General features: G+C 69.4%; 18 protein-coding genes. All 18 read left to right on the top strand.

Annotated elements, in window-relative coordinates:
• Positions 1 to 86: 86 nt before the first annotated feature.
• Positions 87 to 1,889: a translation elongation factor 4 gene (lepA, locus tag D1643_RS00085; protein WP_160707404.1), complete on the top strand. Its 1,803-nt coding sequence runs from the start codon at positions 87 to 89 to the stop codon at positions 1,887 to 1,889.
• A gap of 2 nt (positions 1,890 to 1,891) precedes the next feature.
• The gene (locus D1643_RS00080) at positions 1,892 to 2,164 is read left to right on the top strand and encodes a hypothetical protein (RefSeq protein WP_160707402.1); all 273 of its coding nucleotides are present in this window, start codon (positions 1,892 to 1,894) and stop codon (positions 2,162 to 2,164) included.
• 1 nt (position 2,165) lies between these two features.
• A complete protein-coding gene (locus D1643_RS00075) occupies positions 2,166 to 2,393 on the top strand; it encodes a hypothetical protein (protein WP_160707400.1) in 228 nt (75 codons plus the stop codon).
• Positions 2,394 to 2,476: 83 nt separating this feature from the next.
• Entirely contained in the window at positions 2,477 to 2,863 is a 387-nt protein-coding gene (locus tag D1643_RS00070) for a helix-turn-helix domain-containing protein (protein WP_160707398.1), read from the top strand.
• Positions 2,863 to 3,480, top strand: coding sequence for an AAA family ATPase (locus tag D1643_RS00065; protein WP_160707396.1), 618 nt, complete (start codon positions 2,863 to 2,865; stop codon positions 3,478 to 3,480). Before D1643_RS00070 ends, D1643_RS00065 begins: the two co-directional genes overlap by 1 nt.
• Complete coding sequence (gene dusB / locus D1643_RS00060) at positions 3,480 to 4,511, top strand: tRNA dihydrouridine synthase DusB (RefSeq protein ID WP_160707394.1); 1,032 nt, start codon at positions 3,480 to 3,482, stop codon at positions 4,509 to 4,511. Before D1643_RS00065 ends, dusB begins: the two co-directional genes overlap by 1 nt.
• A complete protein-coding gene (gene hemW, locus D1643_RS00055) occupies positions 4,492 to 5,604 on the top strand; it encodes a radical SAM family heme chaperone HemW (protein WP_160707392.1) in 1,113 nt (370 codons plus the stop codon). The genes dusB and hemW overlap by 20 nt, the downstream gene beginning before the upstream one ends.
• A gap of 112 nt (positions 5,605 to 5,716) precedes the next feature.
• On the top strand, positions 5,717 to 6,259 hold the full coding sequence (locus D1643_RS00050) for a flavodoxin family protein (protein ID WP_160707390.1): 543 nt from the start codon (positions 5,717 to 5,719) through the stop codon (positions 6,257 to 6,259).
• Between the two features lie 16 nt (positions 6,260 to 6,275).
• Positions 6,276 to 6,725, top strand: coding sequence for a low molecular weight protein-tyrosine-phosphatase (locus D1643_RS00045; protein WP_370520226.1), 450 nt, complete (start codon positions 6,276 to 6,278; stop codon positions 6,723 to 6,725).
• Positions 6,726 to 6,746: 21 nt separating this feature from the next.
• The gene (locus D1643_RS00040) at positions 6,747 to 7,739 is read left to right on the top strand and encodes a DUF4031 domain-containing protein (RefSeq protein ID WP_160707386.1); all 993 of its coding nucleotides are present in this window, start codon (positions 6,747 to 6,749) and stop codon (positions 7,737 to 7,739) included.
• Positions 7,740 to 8,253: 514 nt separating this feature from the next.
• Positions 8,254 to 9,441 carry a helix-turn-helix domain-containing protein gene (locus D1643_RS00035; RefSeq protein ID WP_160707384.1) on the top strand — a complete coding sequence of 396 codons (1,188 nt, stop codon included), beginning with the start codon at positions 8,254 to 8,256 and terminating at the stop codon, positions 9,439 to 9,441.
• Complete coding sequence (locus tag D1643_RS00030) at positions 9,438 to 9,719, top strand: hypothetical protein (RefSeq protein ID WP_160707382.1); 282 nt, start codon at positions 9,438 to 9,440, stop codon at positions 9,717 to 9,719. The genes D1643_RS00035 and D1643_RS00030 overlap by 4 nt, the downstream gene beginning before the upstream one ends.
• Positions 9,720 to 9,818: 99 nt before the next feature.
• Positions 9,819 to 11,096: a hypothetical protein gene (locus D1643_RS00025; RefSeq protein WP_160707380.1), complete on the top strand. Its 1,278-nt coding sequence runs from the start codon at positions 9,819 to 9,821 to the stop codon at positions 11,094 to 11,096.
• A gap of 2 nt (positions 11,097 to 11,098) precedes the next feature.
• Complete coding sequence (locus D1643_RS00020) at positions 11,099 to 13,693, top strand: type IV secretory system conjugative DNA transfer family protein (protein WP_160707378.1); 2,595 nt, start codon at positions 11,099 to 11,101, stop codon at positions 13,691 to 13,693.
• A gap of 634 nt (positions 13,694 to 14,327) precedes the next feature.
• Complete coding sequence (locus tag D1643_RS00015) at positions 14,328 to 14,543, top strand: hypothetical protein (protein ID WP_160707376.1); 216 nt, start codon at positions 14,328 to 14,330, stop codon at positions 14,541 to 14,543.
• Positions 14,544 to 14,550: 7 nt separating this feature from the next.
• The gene (locus D1643_RS00010) at positions 14,551 to 14,940 is read left to right on the top strand and encodes a PrgI family protein (RefSeq protein ID WP_160707374.1); all 390 of its coding nucleotides are present in this window, start codon (positions 14,551 to 14,553) and stop codon (positions 14,938 to 14,940) included.
• Positions 14,879 to 17,503, top strand: a complete 2,625-nt coding sequence (locus D1643_RS00005; protein ID WP_160707372.1) for a DUF87 domain-containing protein — start codon at positions 14,879 to 14,881, stop codon at positions 17,501 to 17,503. Before D1643_RS00010 ends, D1643_RS00005 begins: the two co-directional genes overlap by 62 nt.
• 5 nt (positions 17,504 to 17,508) lie before the next feature.
• On the top strand, positions 17,509 to 17,863 hold a 355-nt coding region (locus D1643_RS11630; protein ID WP_236643241.1), incomplete at its 3' end, for a hypothetical protein.

Below are 17,863 nucleotides of genomic sequence, written 5' to 3'. Positions count from 1 at the left end.
AGGAAATTTCCCTCGCCGGGGAAAATCCCCGCGATTCGTCCACAGATCCCCTCGCTGCCCGTACCCGCGAACCACGGAAAGAAGCCATGACCGACCTCAGCCACATCCGCAACTTCTCCATCATCGCCCACATCGACCACGGCAAGTCGACGCTGTCCGACCGCATCCTCGAGCTCACGGGGACGGTGGCCAAGCGCGACATGCAAGAGCAGCTGCTGGACTCCATGGACATCGAGCGCGAGCGCGGCATCACCATCAAGAGCCAGGCGGTTCGCGTCATGTACACGGCCGACGACGGCAAGGAGTATCAGTTCAACCTCATCGACACGCCCGGCCACGTGGACTTCACCTACGAGGTGTCGCGCAGCCTGGCCGCCTGCGACGGCGCGGTGCTCGTGGTGGACGCCACCCAGGGGGTGGAGGCCCAGACCGTGGCCAACGCCATGCTCGCGATGAACGCGGACCTCGAGATCATCCCGCTCATCAACAAGATCGACCTGCCCGCCGCCGAGCCTGAGCGCGTCAAGCAGGAGATCGAGGACGGCCTGGCCATCCCCGCCGATGACGCGGTGCTCGCGTCTGGCAAGACGGGGGAGGGCGTGCACGACCTGCTCGAGGCCGTCGTCTACAACATCCCCGCGCCCGTAGGCGAGGCCGACTCGCCCCTGCGCGCGCTCATCTTCGACAGCTACTTCGACGCCTACCGCGGCGTGGTGGCGCTCATCCGCGTGGTGGACGGCTCGCTTCGCAAGGGCGACAAGATCCGCATGATGGCCACCGGCACCGAGGCCCTCGTGGAGGAGGTGGGCGCGCGCCGCCCCGCCGAGTGCGCGCTGCCCTCGCTCAACACCGGCGAGGTGGGCTATCTGGTCACCGGCTTGAAGGACGTCTCCCTCGTGAAGGTGGGCGACACCATCACGAGCGTCACCGGCGGCGTGGACGAGCCGCTGCCGGGCTACCGCGAGGCCAAGCCCATGGTGTTCACCGGACTGTTCCCCATCGAGGGCGACCAGTACGAGCCGCTCAAGGAGGCGCTCGAGAAGCTCTCGCTCAACGACCCGGCGCTCGTCTGGGAGCCGGAGACCTCCCACGCGCTCGGCTTCGGCTTCCGCGTGGGCTTTCTGGGCCTTCTGCACATGGAGGTGGTCAAGGAGCGCCTCGAGCGCGAGTTCGGGCTCGACCTGCTGGCAACGGCGCCGTCGGTTGAGTACCACGTCTACCTCAAGGGCGGCGAGATGGTATCGCTCCACTCGCCCCAGGAGATGCCCGACCCCGGCTCCATCGAGCGCATCGAGGAGCCCTACCTCAAGGCGAAGGTACTCATCCCGCCCGACTACGTCGGCGCGGTGATGGATCTCACCGTGGCGCGCCGCGGCACCTTCGTCACCATGAACTACCTGTCGCCCACCACGGTGGAGATGCTCTGGGAGATACCGCTCTCCGAGCTCATCATGGACTTCTTCGACAAGCTCAAGTCCAACACGAAAGGCTATGCCTCCCTCGACTACGAGTTCTTGGGCTATCAGCCGTCGTCCCTGGTCAAGCTTGACATCTTGCTCTCAGGCAAGCCCATTGACGCGCTGTCGTTCATCGTGCACAAGGACAAGGCCTACGATCGCGGGCGGGTGCTGTGCGACAAGCTCAAGGAGATCATCCCGCGCCAGATGTTCGAGGTGCCCATCCAGGCGGCCATCGGCGGACGCGTGCTCGCGCGCCAGACGGTGAAGGCCAAGCGCAAGGACGTGCTGGCCAAGTGCTACGGCGGCGACATCACCCGCAAGCGCAAGCTTTTGGAGAAGCAGAAGGCCGGCAAGAAGCGCATGAAGGCCATCGGCAACGTGGAAGTGCCCCAGGAGGCGTTCATGGCCATCCTCAAGGTGGACGAGTAGCCGTGGCGCGCCACGCCCGTCGCGAGCGAGACGCCGCCGACCCCTGGGCCGAGGGGGCCCGACCGGCCGCCGAAGCGCGCGAGCCGCGTCGTCAGCCGCGCGCCGAGGAGGGCAGCTGGCTCGACGACGCCTTCGACGAGCGCAAGGCCGCCGCGGACCTGGAGCAGGCCAAGGCGTCGCCCCTGCTCGGCTGCGGGCTCGTCGTGGCGGTTGCGGCCGCCCTCGGCCTCATCGTCTTCGCTTTCGCCGGCATCCTGGGCGCCCTGGGGGCCTGAGATGAGCGGCGCCGACGTCATCCTCATCGCCGTCGGCGCGCTCTTGCTCTTCTTCGCCGCACGCTTTTGGCAAGGTGACGTGCGCCTGCTCAACGGCTTGGACGAGAAGGCCCTCTCCACCATGGACGAGGAGGCCCGCCGCCAGGCAGGCCGGGCGCTTGCCTGCTTTCTCGGCCTCGTCTCCCTCATCTGCCTCGCCGCCGCCCTCGGCCCCAAGCTGGCTGGATAGCCGCGGCGCTTGCCGTCCCGCGATGGTTTGTTTACTATTGCGATTAGAAAATATTTTTGTCACGCAATAGATGGAGGTATCCCATGATCAGCACGAGCGAGGCGGGGGAGAGGCTCGGCGTAAGCGCCGCCCGCGTGCGCGCGCTGCTCGACGCAGGCGCGCTCCGCGGCGCCAAGATCGGCCGGACCTGGGCCGTCGACGAGGCGTCGGTGGCCGCGCGGCTCGCATCGCCCGTGCAGCCGGGACGCCCTCGCCGCAAGCGCGCGGCCGCGCCCACGGAGCCGCCGGCGTTCGAGCCCGAGGCGCTTCATCGCCTCTACGACGGCTGCCGCGAGCAGCTGGCGGGCTCTTTCGGCGTCGACGCCGTCCGCGCGGCACGCACTCCCGAGGAGGCGCGCTTCTACATGGCCGTGGCCTCGTTCTTCCTCCAGGAGCGCCAGCGCGCGCTCATCGACGAGGGCGTGTTCTGATGCCAAGCCAGCCGCTCTACCTGCTGTTCGCCGGCGTGAACGGAGCGGGGAAGTCGACACTCTACCGTTCGGGCCTCTGGCAGCGGAACGCACCGGCACCCGAGATACCGCGCGTCAACCCCGACGAGATCATCGCCGCCCGCGGCTGGAACTGGGCCGATCCTGCGCATCAGCTGCTCGCCGGAAAGGAGGCCGTACGGCTCATCCGCGGCCACCTGGCCGCCGGCCGCTCATTCAACCAGGAGACGACGCTCTCAGGGCGCTCGGCGCTGCGCGTCATCCGCGATGCCCACGAGCGGGGCTATCGCGTCGTCATGCACTACGTGGGCGTGGAGAGCCCGCAGATCGCGAACGCGCGCATCGCCCATCGGGCCAGCTGCGGCGGCCACTTCGTCGATCCGGCGCTCGTCGAGCGGCGCTGGGAGGCCTCGCTTGCGAACCTTCGCCAGGCGCTCCCGCTCTGCGACGAGGCCAACCTCTTCGACAACACGGGCCTGCTCACCCACGTCGCCTGCGCCCAACGCGGCACCCTGATCGAGTCGAACCGCGACGCTGCGGCCGCGACCTGGCACCAAAAGGTCATCGACTCGCTTGCGAGCAAGGAGGGAACCACCTGATGGACGGCTTGTTTGAGGGATACCGGGTGCTGCTGGCGCCCATGGCGGGCGTCACTGACGTGGCGTTCCGCGCGCTCTGCCGCGAGCAGGGCGCCGACCTGGCCTTCACCGAGATGGTGTCGGCTAAGGGGCTCTCGTATGCCAATGAGAAGACCCGGTGCCTGCTGGCGCTCGCGCCGGGTGAGGACAAGGTGGCCGTGCAGCTGTTCGGCCATGAGCCCGATGTGATGGCGCGTGAGGCCGCGTGGATCGAGGACGAGATGGGGGATGCGCTCGCGTATCTCGACGTCAACATGGGATGCCCCGCCCGCAAGATCGTGACCAAGGGCGACGGCAGCGCGCTCATGCGCGAGCCGGAGCTGGCCGCGGCCATCGTCGCGGCCGTGAAGGCCGTCGTCGCGCACCCCGTGACGGTGAAGTTCCGCCGCGGCTGGGCCGAGGGCGACGAGACGGCGCCCGAGTTCGCGCGGCGCATGGAGGCGGCCGGTGCCGACGCGTGCGCCGTGCATGGCCGCTACGCGCTCCAGCTCTACCGGGGGAGCGCCGACTGGGGCGTCATCCGGCGCGTGCGGGAGGCCGTGGCCATGCCCGTGGTGGGCAACGGCGATATCCGCAGCGGGGCCGACGCCGTGCGCATGGCGGGCGAGACCGGCTGCGACGCAGTGATGATAGCCCGCGGAGCCGAGGGCAACCCCTGGCTGTTCGCCCAGGTGAAGGCCGCGCTGGCAGGGGAGGAGCCCCCTGCGGCGCCCACCATCGCCGAGCGCATCGCGCTCGCTCGGCGCCATGCGCGGCTGCTCGAGCAGCGCGAGGGGCGCAACATCGTGCGCATGCGCAAGCACGCCATGTGGTACCTGGCGGGGCTTCCCGGCGCCGCTGCGGCGCGCGGGCGCATCAACTACTGCACGAGTCTCGAGGACTTCGACGCCGTCTTCGACGAGCTGCTGGCCATCGCCTGCGCCCACGGGAGCGCCCCGGCCGCGGGACCTGTCGAGCGAGAGGGGAGCGACGATGCCCCACGATCCCTATAGGGCCCTCTACCTGCACCTGCCCTTCTGCGTGCGCCGCTGCGGCTACTGCGACTTTGCCACGAGCGCCGTGGAGCGCGACTCTCCCGCCATCGACGAGTACGTGGAGGGCCTGGTGCTCCAGATACGCCGCAAGGCCCGCGAGGGCGAGCTGGCGGCCGTCGAGACGGTCTACCTGGGCGGCGGCACGCCAAGCCACGTGGGCGCGCGGCGCCTGTCGAGCCTGCTCTACGCCTTGTCGCTGTCGATGCGACTCGAGCCGGACGTGGAGTGCACCATGGAGGCGAACCCGGAGAGCCTCGAGGCGCGCCTCGTGCGCGACGTGTGGGCCCTCGGAGTGAACCGCCTGTCCCTCGGCGTGCAGTCCTTCGACGACGACGTGCTGCGCATCCTCGGACGGGCCCATGACGCCGAGGGGGCCCGTCGCGCTATCAGCGCCGCCCAGGAGCGCTTCGAAAACGTGTCAGTGGACCTCATGTGCGGCATTCCCGGGCAGAGCGCCGCGTCCTTCGAGGCGAGCGTGCGGGAGGCGGTCGAGCGCGGGGTGACGCATGTGAGCGTCTATCCCCTTATCGTCGAGCCAGGCACCGCCTTCGACCGGGCCGTGCTGCGCGGCGAGATGGCCGAGCCCGACGACGACGCCGAGGCCGAGGCCATGGAGGCGGCGCGCTCGGTGCTCGAGGGGGCGGGCTTCCATCGCTACGAGGTGGCCAGCTACGCGCGGCCCGGCTTCGAGTGCCGCCACAACACCGCCTACTGGACCGGCGTGCCCTACCTGGGCCTCGGCCGGGCCGCCGCCACCATGACCCAGAACGCTGAGCGACGCATGCGCGTGACCGACGGTCAGGTAACCGACGACCTCGATCCACGCCAGATGGCGGCCGAGGATCTCATGCTCGGGATGCGCCTGGCGGCAGGCGTAAGCGACGAGTCGGTGACCCGCGCGGCCGCCCTCATCCCCGAGGTGCCCGACGCCTTCCGCGAGCTGGAGGCCCTCGGCCTCGTGCGCCATGCCGAGGGCCGCTGGCGACCCACCGACCGCGGCTGGCTCTGCGGCAACGAGCTCTACGGGCGGCTGCTCGACCTGGCGCCGTAGGGGAGCCGGCAGCCGGCGGGGTGGGCGGGCGCTCCTCCCGCAGGCTGGCGCCCTTCGAGGAGGGCTTATAATGGTCTGCGACAAACCACAGAACCCGGAAAGGAGAGAGGTCATGGCGAAGAAGGTACTGGTGGTGCACGGAAGCCCCCGCGTAAACGGCAACTCGGCGCAGCTCGCCGATGCGTTCACCCGCGGCGCCGAGGACGCCGGCCATGAGGTCACGCGCATCGAGGTGGGGCGGGCCGACATCCGCGGCTGCCTGGCCTGCGAGTACTGCTTCAGCCACGAGGGAGCCTGCTGCCAGCAAGACGCCATGCAGGAGTTCTACCCGCTGCTGCGCGAGGCTGACGTCATCGTCTGGGCCACGCCGCTGTACTGCTACAACTACCCGGCCCAGCTGCGCGCCTTCCAAGACCGCATGTTCTGCGGCATCGCGAAGCCCTTCGGCGTCAAGCAGACGGGGCTTCTGCTGTGCTTCGAGGACAAGGACGAGACGCGCGCCGAGCCGCTGCTCGACGTCTACCGCGTCAACACCGCCTACTGCGGCCAGGAGAGCATCGGCGAGGTGGTGGTGAAGGCCGTCTATGAGGTGGGCGCCATCGCCGGCAACCCGGGCCTTCAGGAGGCCTACGACCTGGGGGCCTCCCTTGCCTAGGACAGAGGGGCGCGCGGTGCGCGTCCTCTTCGTCTGTCACGGCAACATCTGTCGCTCGCCCATGGCCGAGTTCGTCCTGCGCGACTTGGCCGAAAAGCGCGGGCTGGGTGAGCGCCTGGTCATCGCCTCGGCCGCCACGAGCTCTGAGGAGCTCGGCAATCCGGTGCACCCGGGCACACGGCGCATCCTGGCCGCGCACGGCATCTCCTGCGAGGGCAAGACGGCACGCCGCCTGCGTGCTGACGACTATGATGCGTGGGATCTTATCATCGGCATGGACGAGGCTAACGTCCGTAACATGGAGCGCCTGTTCGGCGGCGATGCCGCGGGTAAGGTGCACAAGCTGCTCGCGTACGCCGGCAGCGAGCGGGATATCGCCGATCCCTGGTACACCGGCGACTTCCAGGCCACCTACGACGACGTTCGCGACGGCTGCGAGGGCCTGCTGGCCTTCCTGCGCCTCTAGACGCAGGCTAAGGAGGATGTGATGCCCGAGCTTGGCGGAGAGATAACGTCCCTGGTGGGCGACTTCGGCCCCGAGGCGGCGCGCAAGATGCGCATCGCCTCGTACCGGGCCGCGTTCGCTCAGGCCGTGCGCCATGTCTGGCGCCATGACCCGCTCGCTGCCGACTACGTGCTCGCCCACGTGAACGGCTTCTACATCCACAAGGACGACACGCCGCGCAAGAGCGCCTTCCGCGACCGGGACCATATCCTTTGCACCGTCTATGCCGACGACGGAACCATCCGGTCGGACATCGACGCGCGCCAGGAGCTGCTGCGCCTCGCGCTCGCCCGGGAGGGCATTCACTACGACGAGCTGCGCATCCTGCCGTCGAAGTTCGACATGCGCGCTCGACGGCCGTATCCCGAGGCCGTCGAGCGCATCGCGCGCGTCATGCGCGGCGAGCTGCCCGAAGGAGGCGTGCGCACAACCGACGAGCGGCCCGATCCGCCCTCGGCCGCCACGGTGGAAGACGCCACGAGCCGGTTGGAGGATCCGCGCCTCGCTGAGCGGCTGCGCGAGGCGATGCTTGCCGGCGTGACGAATGGCGCGGCGGCGGGGACGGGAAGCGCACGCAGCGCATCCTTGGCGCCTTCGCGTGAGGCCCACGAGCTCCAAAGGCTCAAGCGGGCCTTCTGCCAGGTATTCGGGGAAGATGCCGAGGAGCTGCTCGCATCGGTGCGCGGAGCGGCCCTCGACCCCGTGCGATGGGAGAACGACCGGCAGCGTCGCGAGGGGCACGAGCGCTGGTGGTGCCATCTCTACGCCGACGACCCGCGCCTTCTGCGCGCCGTCGTCGAGCACGACGAGGAGCTGCGTGCCCACGCGCGTGACCTCGGCCTGCGCATCCAGGCCATTCAGCTCCACGAGCCCTTTGACGTCATCCGAAACGCGCACGCCTTCCCAAGGGCTGGTTATCCCATACCACTCGGAACGATAACGCCGAGCGCCGATCCGTTCAATGAAGAAGGCTAGCCGAACGGTTTCCTTACGCTCGTGTAGCCATCCTGGTACCGCGTTCCCGAAGGATGGGGAGAGGCGCGGTGGCAGAATCCGCATGCAATGACCTGGCGGCAACAGGGCGTCGTTTTCTTAGTTATAGGTTTACATAACATATAAATCAAGACAGTCGACAGGCAAGAGAGGGCAAAAGAAGGCTTTGAACTGGAGAAACGCCTGGCAGAGAGCCCGAAGCCGCCGTGCCGGTTTGACTCGCCCGTTGCCCATCCGTAAGAATGGGCCTCGACAAGTCGCGGACATGCGAAGGGCCCTCTCGCGAGGGCCCTCGTACCCCGGCTGGCATCGGACGCTCCAACGCCGATGCCGCCTAAGCATCAATCCTTAGACCAAGTAAGGACGTCCCTGAAGTGAATTATCACATGGCGGAAGCGCGCCCAAAGCGGCGTGCAAGCGAAGCACACCCAACTACAGAATTTAACCACAGGCCCAGGGCATCCTGGGCCTTCGCGTCTATGGGGAGGGGGTGACCATGGACGTCTCAAACCTGATCGAGGTCAAGGGCATCCGCAGCGAGGGCTACGGCATCGTCGCCAAGGCGCCCATGCGCGACAAGCGCCTCACCGCAGAGGCCAAGGCCATCTACGCCTACCTCTGCTCGTACACCGGCACCGGCAGCTGCGCCTTCCCGCCGCTCGCCCTGATGCTCGAGGAGCTGGGGATGGCCCCGAAGCGCTACTACAAGCACCTGCGCCACCTCACGGCCTACGGCTACGTCAAGGTGCACACGCGCTACAAGGCAGCCGGCAAGAGCCGCGAGACCAACGTCTACGAGATCGTGGACATGCCCGAGGTCAACCTCGCCGAGCTCGCCAAGCTCGCCCGCGCCAAGGCCACCGACGGGGAGGCGCCGGAGGCGTCGGGCGGCGCTCCGGAGGACGTGGAGCCTGGAGTCGGCTCCATTGTGGAAAACTCGCAAAACCCCAGGTCAGCTGATATTGGTCATTTTGACCAACATCAAATTGTGGAAAACTCCGACGACCGGCAAAACCCCAGGTCAGTTGATATTGGTCGTTTTGAACAAGTTCAAATTGAACAAGTTCAAAACGACCAAACAATAATTAACAATCAATATAATTATCAATCTATAGATCCGGCCGCGCCCCAGCACGACGCCGGGGAGAATCCCTTCGCGCAGCTCTGCCGGATGTCTCTCAAGCCGCCCGCCTCATCGACGCTCGCCCTCGCCCGCCGGGAGTGGGAGGGCAAGCTCAGCGACGGCCTCACCCCCGAGGCGATCCTCGACGCCTACCGCGCCTACCGGACGCGCTACAAGGCGAGCAACCCCAGCACCACCCGCTACGCGAAGCAGCTCCACGACTGGCTCTCGTCCCCGGACGGACTCGCCTTCGACCTCATCGGCTCCGAGGAGGACGCCGCCGGCGCCGATGAGCTCACCGCCGAAGAGCTGCGCGCGCTGCGCACCGCCTCCGAGGACGAGCGCGAGCGGGCGCTCGCCAAGGTCGACCCCTCCTACGCCGAGCTACTGCGCCTCAACCGCGAGGCGCCGACCGAGCAGGAGCGCGTGGCGGCCTTCTCCAAGGCCACTGTCTACGCCGGCCGCCCCTCATCGCGCAAGGCGGCGGCCCGCCGGATCCTGCGCGACCGTGCGCGAGCCGCCCGGCGCGCCTCGCAAGACGGATGCGGGGCCGCCCGATGACGGCCGCCGGCCAGGCCTCCCTGCTGCGCGCGGGCCTCGACGCCCGGGGGATCCGCTGGGTGGGCGAGAGCAGCGCCCCCGAGGGGCTGGAGAGGACGCGCGTACCGCTCGGCGGCCTCGACCTGTCCTGCGTGTACGGCCCGGGCACGTGGGGCTACCCCGATCGGCTCGAGTGCAGGATCCAGACGCCTGAGGGCCCCCACGACTGGACGGCGACGGCAGAGGAGGCCCTGGAGTGGCTGAATTCCCCGACTATGCCGCGGGAGAGCGCCGTGTAACACGATCCTAGCGGGCGTCCCAGGCGCCCGCCGACATGGTTGAATCATCTGCACGGGGAGCGCGTCCGCGCTCCGACGAGGACTGGGAAGGGAGGACACATGCCCGATGCCGGAGACGACATCTCGGCCGCGATCCTGCGAGACGGGAAGCAGGCGCTCGCCGACCTCGTCCGCAGCCTTGACGGCGGCGGGCGCTCGAGCGCGAGCGGGATCCGCCGGCGCATCGAGGACCGGGTGCGTGAGCGGCGCGAGGAGCGCGCCGCGGAGGGCCTGCGCGAGGGCGATGGCCCCGACGAGCCCGAGGAGGGCCGCATGCCCGATGCCGGGGAGCCCGGCGACGAGGCGCCCTGCGAGCTCGTCTACCTCGAGCCCGAGGACGAGGAGGCGTTTTTGTCCATGCTCGACGAGGCCGAGGTGGAGCACCTCCCCGCCGAGTCCCTGGACTGGATCGACCCCCCGCTCGTCGAGGGGGCGCGCTGCCACGTCCTGCCCGACAGGGAGCCCATCGCGGCCTTCCACGCCCCGTTCAGCCGTGTCGACCATGCCGCCGCCCGCTCCTCGACGGGCCACGTCCGCCTCGCGGAGGCCATCCGCCGCTCTCCCGAGCTCGCGGAGCTCATCGAGCTCCAGTCGATGGCCGAGGTGACCGCCAGGCGCGACCTCGCCGCGGCCTCGGCAGGCCTGGCGCCCGCGCCGGCCGGGCGCGGGGCCGTGCGGCTCCAGGTGAGGACGCTGCCCTTCGACCGCGACTGCCGCTACTTCCGAAACCTCCTCAAGGGCGCGGGGCTCGCCGCGCCCTGCTCCGTCGCCGGCGACGTCGCGACCTTCGAGGTCGACGCCGCCCAGGCCCCGGCCGCCCTCGCCCTCGTCGAGAGCCAGATGTCGGTCGCGAACATGGGCCCCGAGCGCTTCGCCAACCTCGAGGAGTTCCGAGCCGCCGCGTGCCCCGAGTGCCTGGCGGCCCCCGGCGAGCTGATGCCCGTCCTGAGCCTGGCGACGCCGGAGGCGGCGGCCTTCGCCAAGGAGGCCCTCGCCCAGTGCGGGGTCTCCTACGAGGCCCACGCCGAGGAGGGCGTCGAGTACGTCAAGCTGACCGAGCCGGACTGGCGCGAGCGCCTGGCCGAGTCAGACCTCGCCTCGCTGCTTCGCGACGAGGAGCGCAGCCGGGAGCTCGCGAGGGACGCCGCGGCGCGGCTCGACGCGAGCCGGGGCGGCAGCATCGCCGGCGAGGCGACGTGCGCCCGAGAGGCGGCGAGGAAGGCGCGGGGCGAGGGCCGTGCGCCCTACACGCCCTCCGTCGACCGCGTGGAGGGCCGCAGGATGGCGAGCGCCCACGAGACGCTCGCCCCGGAGAGGTCGAAGGTGGTGAACAGGTAGGCATGAAACTGAAGGAAGCCGTCCGCAGGGCCCCCTGGGCCGTCGCCGTGCTCGCGCTGTCCTGCGCGGCGGGGCTGCTCGCGGCCCGCGTCGCCACCCACGGGATGGCGTACTCCGACGAGCTCGTGACGGGGCTCGTCCTCGGCATGTCCTCGCTGCCCGGGGCCGTCGCGGGCGACCTGCTCGCCATAAGCTGGCACCTGCCGGCGGTCTCGGCCTCCTTCGCCGTGGTGGCCGGGGCCTGCGCGCTCGCCACCGCCGTCTCCGCCGCCGGGGCCTTCCGGGGCCGCTACGTCACGGGCGAGGAGCACGGAGCGGAGCGCCTGGCCACGGAGGAGGAGGCCTCCTCCCTCATGGACCACCGCCACCACTACAACAACCTCCTCTACTCGGAGCACAGCGGCATCGTCCTGGACGCCTACGACGGCAAGACGCGCGCCGCCCAGGCGTCGCGCAACATGAACTGCTACACCATCGGGACGTCGGGCCTCGGCAAGACCTACCACCTGTGCATGCCCGACATCATGCAGTCGGTCGGCGACGCCCTGACGCCCGTGCGCCCAGGGCCCGTCGGCCTCCTCGAGCACATCGCCGGCCGGCCGCTGCTGCCCACGGCCAACCGCCGGCGCTCGAAGGACGGCCTCGGCGAGGGCTACGACATAATCCACACCGACCCCAAGGGCGACACCCTGCGGGACATGGGCAACATGCTCGCCGCGGCCGGGGTCGAGGTGAAGGTCATCAACACCATCGACTTTCGCGGCCTGCGCTACAACCCGCTCGCCTACATACCCGTGCACGAGACCGACTCCAAGGACGCCGCGGAGACGTCGTGCTCGGTAAGCGTCCGGGCTCGCTGCCACGCCGAGGACGGAGCGTGGAGGGAGGAGTCCGTCGCCTTCGAGGGGGAGGGGGCCCTCACCGCCGAGCACCCCGCGCGGGAGGCGCACGACGCCGAGTCGGCCATCAGGGCCAGCGCCAGGGCGACCTACGAGACGCGCGGCGACGCGCGGCGGCAGGAGGGGGCCGGCGAGGCCGGGGCGCCCGCCTCGGCCGAGGCCGTCGCCGCGGGCTTCGGCTACCGGCGGACGAGCATCGACTACGAGATCCTCGTCGAGTCCTACAACCCGCACGGGGAGGCCGACGTGGAGGTGAAGATCGTCCTCGACCGCAACGTGATCCCCGCCTCCGACGAGGCCATGACCATCGAGGGCCGCTACGGGAGCGTGGAGGCCACGGCCGAGGACGACGTCGTGACCGTCAGCATCTCCGGCCTGCCGGCGTTCCGCGCCGGCGAGCCGCGGCCCGTCAGGCTCACGCTCCGGTGCGTCATCGCCCCCTTCCGGGTGCCTGACGGCGTCATGCTGACCAAGACGGTGAACTGCCTCGTCGCCAACCTCAAGACCGACGACAAGGCCCAGTCCGCCAGCGACCCGTTCTGGGAGGACACCAAGCGCCTCTGCCTCATGTCGCTCATCGCCTACGCCATGGAGGCCTACGACGACCCGCGGCACTGGACGCTGCCCGTCTGCATGGACCTGCTCGACCTGGCCACCCCGGAGGGCAATGACATGTCCCGGCCCTCGCCCCTTAGCATGCTGATGCGCCGCTGGGAGGAGGGGGAGTACCTCGAGCCCGAGCGCGCGCCCCAGGGGCGCTCCCAGCGATCCGGGACGCGTGCGTCCGGCGGGCGCGTGGTGCGCGCCGCCAACGTGCCGCACTCCAAGTCCTCCTCGTTCGCCCTTCACTGCTACAACGCCTTCGCCTCAGGGGCTCCGGAGACCGTCCAGAGCGTCATCGTGACGTGCCAGGCCGCCTTCGTGAACCTCCTGGCCCCCGACGTGCGCGACATGCTCTCCGCGGACGAGGTTCACCTGGAGACGCTGGGAGACGCGGGCCAGAAGCAGGCGCTCTTCATCGTGACGAAGGACACCGACAGCCCCTACGACTTCCTCACCGCGCTCATCATCTATCAGGCCCTCGACCTCACCCTCGACAAGGCCTTCAAGCGCTACGGCGGGCGCCTGCCGCGGCATGTGCGCCTCGTCATCGACGAGGCCATGACCATCGGCAAGATCCCCATCCTCACCCGCGCCATAGCGGTCGTGAGATCGAGGAACATGTCCATCTCGATGTACATGCAGTCAAAGGCCCAGGCGGAGCTCGTCTACGGGGAGAAGGAGGCCTCGGTTCTCTTCGACAACTGCTCGACGATGTGCTTTCTGGGCTCCAACACGCCCGACGTGCTCGAGGACGTGTCGAAGAGCATCGGCGAGGAGACGGTCTACGCCCGCATCACCAACCGGACGTTCGGGTCGGGGGCGGTGCCGCAGTCGAGCTCCGAGTCCATCCAGTCCCAGGGCCGCGCCGTGCTGTCCGTCGCGCAGCTCAGGAAGATGCCCAACGACGAGCTCGTCGTGCAGATCAGCGGCCTGCCCATCATCAGGGACAAGAAGTTCCGCACGAACCGCCACCCGTACTACTGCTACGTGTCGAGCTCGCACCCCCGCTCAATCCTCATGCCGCTCCCGCGCTTCGCCGAGCGCTTCGACTTCGAGGAGTACCGGCGCCGGAGGGAGGCGGGGCGGATGGGCTGAGACGAGAAAGGCGCCCCCTGGGGGACGCCTTGAGGTCGGTCACCCCCGCCCGTGCTTTGATCCGATACGGGCTCCACCCCTCACGGGGCCTTGGGCGGGGGCTTTAAGGAAGGTATCCCGTTCCCGGAGGAAGACGGGACGCCAAGGGGAAGTGTACCCCATGGCGGCCGGCGAGGCAAAGGCGCGTCGGCGCAGATGGAAGGAAGGTGTTGAAAATGGGCTAGCGGTAGAGAAGGAGGTCGCCCGCCTCCCCGACTCCAAGGCACTCGGGGAGGCGCGGGGGAAGGTGTCCCGCCCCAGAGGGATTTAGGCCGCGCAGGCGGCCCATAGAAGGAGAAGGCGCGCCGCAGGGCGCATGCGAGGGAGGAGGATCAAAGAGAGAGGAAGGGCCGCCGCGAGGACGCGGCGGCCCGAAGACCGAACCCGGGGGCCCGGCCGCCTGGGAAGACGACGGGGACGACCCGAGAGCGAGCATCCGGCGGCTGAACAGCTGGCAGGCCCCGGCCACCTGATGCGAGACGTATCTTACCCCATAACGCGGCCCAGGAGGGTCGCGCCCAGGCCCCGCGGGCGCGGGGCCATCCCCCCGTCATCCCAGCGCCGGCGGCCCCCTTTCCGAGGAAAGGGAAAAACAATGGCAGACATCAAGGCAGTGCTGCTGGGCATCTGCGGCCTGGTGGCCGCGCTCGCCCTCATTTTCGGCTTGCTCATCTACGCGCAGAACCAGCTCGCCTCGGGCGGGCAGGGTGGCGGCATGGCCGAGGCGCACCTCCAGAAGTGCGCCATCGCCTTCGTCGCCGCGGGCGCCGCGGCCGCCGTCGTGCAGGCCACCAACTTCGCCATCGGCTAGGCGAGCCATGGCCTCCATAAAGATCCACCAGGACACGTGTAATTTTGAGCGACGACGGCTCGGCTTCACCACGCGCCAGCTCATCGCGCTGGGCGTGGCCGCCGGCATCCTCGGAGCCTCGCTCTGGCTGCTGCTCGTGCCGCTCGGCGTGTCCGTCTCGGTCGCCCCCGTCCTCGCCGTCATCCCGGCCATGCCCGCGGTCATAGCGGGATTCGCGCCGCTCTACGGCATGCCGGCGGAGGTGTTCGTCCGCCGCGCCGTGGAGGGCGGGCAGAGGGGAGCGGTCATCACGTTCAAGCAGGAGCAAGCAGAGATCGAGGAAGGGGAGATCACCCGTGCCCATGCCAAGTCTAAGAAGAGGAAAGGCTGCGAGCGAGCCTGCGGAGGGCGCGCCTGAGGCGCGGCTGTGCCCGTCTTGCCGCGCCAAGGTCGGCGAGAAGGCCGTCTACTGCCCCGACTGCGGGGTCAAGCTCTCCGTCGCCGAGAGGGAGGCCCGCCGCCGCGCGGCCGGCAAGGCGCCGAACCCCAAGAGGGCCGCGAGGGCGCTCGCTCGCTCCACCGGGCGCGAGCCGATCATGACGACGAACGACCTCGTCGGCTTTGAGCTCATGCACGAGGACGGCGTGGCCGAGCTGCCGGGCGGGCGGTTCAGCCAGACCCTCGAGTTCCAAGACGCATCCTATGAGGGCGAGCGGCGCGACGTTCGCGACGACATCTACGACAAGTGGCAGCAGCTGCACGCCTCCATGCCCACCTCGTGCGTGTACACGATCAACCTGGTCAACTTCCCGGAGGACCGTGCGGCCGTCTCGCGCCGGGCCCAGCTCGCCCCGGTCGTGGGGGAGTGCGCCGAGCTCGCCCGCGAGTACAACCGCATCGTCGAGCGCAAGCAGCGCGAGGGCCGTCGCGACCTGCGCCGCCGCAACTTCCTCACCTACTCGGTCGCCGCCTCTGACCTGGAGGGGGCCTCCTCCCAGCTGGCGGCGCTGCGCGAGTCGGTGACGAAGCACTTCGGGCGCCTCCAGGTGAGCGTCGCGCCCCTGGACGGCCAGGAGCGGATGAGCGTGCTCCACAAGCTCATCCGGGGCGACGAGGAGCCCTTCCTCTTTTCCTACGAGCGCCTCGCCTGCCGCGGCCGCGCCCGCGACTACCTGGCTCCCACCTGGGCGGCGTACCCGGACGACGACCGGCTGCTGCGGCGCAAGATCATCATGCCGGGCCACCAGGTGAAGGTTCTCCACATCCGAGACTTCGGCAGCGAGCTCTCCGACCGCGCGATACGGCTCATCCGGTCGCTGCCGATCCCCATGAGCATCGCTCTCACGTTCGCCCCCCAGCCGAAGTCCAAGACGCTCAAGGCCATCAGGAACAACATCAACGTCACTCAGGCCGAGATCCAGGACATGCAGGCCAAGATGAGCGCCGCGGGCGTCGACTTCACGCGATTGCCGCCAGCCCTCGAGGAGAAGGAGGAGGAGGGCCGCGAGCTTCTCTCCTTCATCCGGGAGGAGGACCAGATCCTCGCGCACTTCCAGGGCCTCATCACCGTCTACGCGAAGTCCGACGTTGAGATGGAGCGATACGTCCGGCTCATCGTCGACGAGGCCCAGGCGTGGTCTGTCGACGTCGTGGAGCTGCCCACCTACCAGGAGGACGCCTTCGTGTCCGGGCTCCCGCTGGCGCGCACGCGCCTGGAGGGCCACTTCCGCTCCCTGGCGACCTCCGAGGCGGCCATCATGGTGCCCTTCGCCGCCGAGGAGGTCTACCACGACCCGAAGCGGAGCTTCTTCTTCGGGGCGCACGGCACGAGCCTCGCACCGCTGTTCCTCTCGCCGGACGAGCTCAAGAGCCCCCACACGATGATCTATGGCATGACCGGCTCGGGCAAGGGCATGATCGTGGAGTCCATCCTCACCTGGCAGCAGCTCATGTGGCCTCGAACCGCAGAGTCCCCCGACCCGTCCTGCGCGGCCAAGGTGTGCGCCGACCCCTGCGCGCCCCAGTGGTTCGTGTTCGACATGCACGGCGAGTACCGCGCGACCGGCGAGGCGCTCGGCGGCACCGTGACCAGCTTCGGGCCCGCGCACGAGTCCCGCCTGAACCCCTTCGACCTTGGCGACGGCAACGGCGAACTGTCGATGAAGGAGGTGCGAAAGAACACTGACTTCTTCCTCGCCCTGGCCCAGGACGTCATGGACAGGGGCCTCTCCAAGCAGGAGGAGGGTATGATCTCGCGCTGCATGGGCATCGTCTACGAGCCCCATGTGGGCACGACCGGCCGCCCGACGCTCTCCGACTTCTACGACGCGCTGGTCGCCCAGGGAGACGAGGTGGGCGACCGCATCGCCGCGGCGTTCGAGTCATACTCGATCGGCCTCATGAACTGCTTCGACGGCGCCACCAACGTCGCCGACTCCCCGTACCTGAACATCTACGACTGCTCGGAGCTCGGCCGCAACCTCCAGACGCTCGCCCTGCTCTCCATGCTCCAGCACGTGCGCAACGCCACCTTCGCGAACCACCGGGTCGGGCGCCCCACCTACGTGGTGGTGGAGGAGTTCCAGGTGCTCTTCAGCAACCCGGCCGCCGTCAACCTGCTCGACTCGTTCTTCGGCGAGCTGCGGAAGTTCGGCCTGCACATGATCTGCGTCACCCAGCACCCGACCCGCGTGCTCGAGCACCCGATCGCGAAGCATCTTTATGAGAACACGGGGCTGCTCGTGTTCCTCCCGATGCAGGTCGGCAACGCCGAGACGATCGCCGACGCCTTCGCCCTGTCGTCCTCCCAGCGCGACTGCATCGACGCGCGCACCGACCCGGGCAAGGGACTCATCATCGCCGACGGCATGAAGATCCCGTTCAACGCCCGCATCGACGCGCGCGCCGACAAGCGGCTCTACGAGCTCTGGAACACCGACGCCGACAAGTACGCGCGCCGCGAGGGCGCCGAGGAGGGGTAGGCGGCATGGCACGCGGCGCCGACAAGCTCAGCCACTCCGACGAGCCCACGAGCAGGGCCCACCTCCTCCGCGAGGAGGGCGGCTCCGTGCGCCCGTCCCACGGCGAGGGCAGATCAGCCTCCCGCCTGCGACATGCCGGGCGCGGGCCCGGGTCTGCCGAGTCGCCTGCGGGCAGGGCCGGCAGGGGCCGCGCCCGGCGTGCGGCAGAGGGGCTCAAGGGCCCCCTTTCCGCCGCGGCGGGCGCCTACGGCGAGGATCGGCAGGACGGCGACGAGGGAGACCGCTCCCTCGCCCGGGCGGCATCCGCCCGTGAAGCCGGGCTCTCCGCGGCGGGCCGGGCCCGGCGTGCCGCGGCGGCCC

The sequence above is a fragment of the Enterorhabdus sp. P55 genome (genome assembly GCF_009911695.1).
Lineage (GTDB): Bacteria > Actinomycetota > Coriobacteriia > Coriobacteriales > Eggerthellaceae > Enterorhabdus.
This window is presented reverse-complemented; position numbering and strand designations above follow the sequence as displayed.